The 2,396-nt window shown below is 49.1% G+C and carries 2 protein-coding genes; both read left to right on the forward strand.

The features are described 5' to 3' along the window. Positions 1-108, forward strand: a 108-nt coding sequence (locus BZG79_RS14200) for an HU family DNA-binding protein (RefSeq protein ID WP_199877931.1), incomplete at its 5' end; no start/stop codon positions are given. Between the two features lie 169 nt (positions 109-277). Continuing rightward, on the forward strand, positions 278-2,161 hold the full coding sequence (ppiD, locus tag BZG79_RS14205; protein WP_077576280.1) for a peptidylprolyl isomerase: 1,884 nt from the start codon (positions 278-280) through the stop codon (positions 2,159-2,161). The last annotated feature ends 235 nt before the right edge of the window (positions 2,162-2,396 follow it).

Below are 2,396 nucleotides of genomic sequence, written 5' to 3' on the forward strand. Positions count from 1 at the left end.
GCACGTAAGGGACGCAACCCGCAAACCGGTGCTGAAATTGATATTGCCGCTGCAAAAGTACCGGGCTTTAAAGCCGGTAAAGCGTTAAAAGACGCAGTAAACGAGTAATTATCACGTGAGGTCGTGCCGAATTATTCGCGTTTGACAGGGTGTTGGAGCTGCAAAGCCACTAACAACCGCGTATAATTCGGTGCACAAGAGCGTAAAGGCGCATCAAAAGATGCGCCTTTTTAGTTGAAAAACAACCAGTCCAAACCAGTTGGAGTACCGGCCCGTTATGATGGAACGTATACGCGAAGGCACCAATAGTCTTCCGGTTAAGATCATTTTAAGCCTTATTATCTTTTCCTTTGCTTTTGCCGGTGTCGGTAGTTATCTGGCCGGTGGATCTACACCGCCTGCTGCAACCGTCGGTGATAAAGAAATTAGCCGAGCGGAACTGGATCGCGCGTATCAAAATGAGCGTGCACGTATGCAGCAACAAGCGGGCGAGCAATTCAATCAGCTTCTCGGTAACCCCGAATACGTAAAACGTTTTCGCCAAAATATTCTTGATCGTATGGTGAATGACTTGCTTTTAGAGCACGAAGCCAGTGAATTAGGATTACGCGTCAGTGACGCACAAGTGAAAGCGGCGATCCGTGCCATGCCTCAATTCCGTCAGGCGGGTCAGTTTAATAACGAGCGCTATCAAGCGGCATTGCGTCAAACCGGTATGAGTGCAGATGAATTTGCTAACTATATGCGCACAGATTTAATGCGCCAGCAGTTGGTCAATGGCTTACAAACAACTGCATTCGTATTACCTAGCGAACTGGAAAGCTTATACCGTCTCGAAGCACAGAGCCGTGAAGTGCGCACTTTAACCTTGCCAGTTGAGGACTTTGCCAACCAGGTGTCGTTAACGGATGAGGAGCTGGAAGCCTATTACCAAGCGAATCGTGATGATTATATTCAACCACGTATGGTGAAAGTCGCGTATGTGGAATTAACTGGTGAAGGGCTAGCCAGTGACATTCAAGTCACGGATGAAGACATTGCCACTTACTACCAAGACAACCAGTCTCAGTATGGCTCACAAGAGCGCCGTAAGGTTAGCCACATCTTAATTGAAGGAACAGGAGACGACGCCAAAGCTCGTGCTCAACAAGCGTTAGATCGCCTCAATCAAGGTGAAGCGTTTGCGACCTTGGTCAAGGAAGTTTCTGATGACACCTTTAGTGCCGAGCAAAACGGATCATTGGATTGGATTGAACCCGGTGTGATGGATCCTGCGTTTGAAAAAGCCGCTTACGCACTGGCGCAAAAAGGCGATATTAGTGGCTTAGTTAAATCTGATTTCGGCTATCATATCATTCGCTTAGATGATATTGACCCAGCCGATGTTACGCCATTGTCTGACGTAAAAGACGACATTCGTCTTGCTCTGCAACAAGAGCAAGCGGCGGATCGTTTCTATGCACAGTCAACGCAACTGGCTGAAGTAGCGTTTGAAGAGGCGAATGGCCTTGAGCCAGCCGCAGAGGCGGTGAATGCGAAGGTGCAGTTTACGGATTACTTTGCGCTCGATAATGCCCAAGGCTTAATGGCGCGCCCTCAAATCCAGCAAGCGCTTGATAGCTATGATGTGCGTGAAAATGGCCTTAACTCTGAGCTGATTGAGCTGTCAGGTGAGCACGCGATTGTGGTGCGTCTCGACGATGTGAAGCCTGAAAAGCAATTGAGTTTTGCCGAAGTAAAAGACCAGGTGCAGGCGACGCTCGCGGCAGAAAAAGGCCGTCAGCAGGCGCAAGAAAAAGCGGACCAATTGGTCGCGCAACTTGAGCAGACCGGTACGCTAGATCAGGGTGATTATGTGTTCAGTGATGCGCAAGTGATCAATCGTGTTTCTCAGCAGCAAGCGGTGTCGGAGCTCGCTTTCTCGTTGCCTCAGCCTAACGATACAGGCGCAAGTTATGGGGTGACGCAGAACCGTCAGGGCGATATTGTGGTGGTTGCGCTGGATAACGTGATTAACCCAGCGATGCCAGACATTAGCCCACAAAGCCAAATGGCGGATCGCGTTGCACGTGCGATGAGCAATATGTCTTTGTCTGCCACACTCGAAGCGCTGCGTGAGCAAGTGGATGTGACTTATGCAGAGGTTGACGCACAACAATAAGCGAGTGCAGTGAGCGTTTAAACGCGAGAAAGCGCTCAGCGTGAGCGCTTAACAGGATCGCAGAGAGTTAGACGTCTCTCGCATTGGTTTGTGTGAAAATAGAAAAACGACGCTAGGATTTTGTCCTGCGTCGTTTTTCTGTTTGCGGGGACATGAAAAGGCGCAAGCAGTGATTTACCGTGTCGGCGATATTGATGACATGGAGATCAAAAATGAAACACCTACTATCCAGTAT

Origin of the sequence: Salinivibrio sp. MA427, assembly GCF_001996115.1 — a bacterium.
Classification (GTDB): Bacteria; Pseudomonadota; Gammaproteobacteria; order Enterobacterales; family Vibrionaceae; genus Salinivibrio; species Salinivibrio costicola.

Bases quoted from the DNA above. Each gene is read 5' to 3' on its own strand.
- ppiD (WP_077576280.1), top strand. From the start codon at position 278: ATGATGGAACGTATACGCGAAGGCACCAATAGTCTTCCGGTTAAGATC.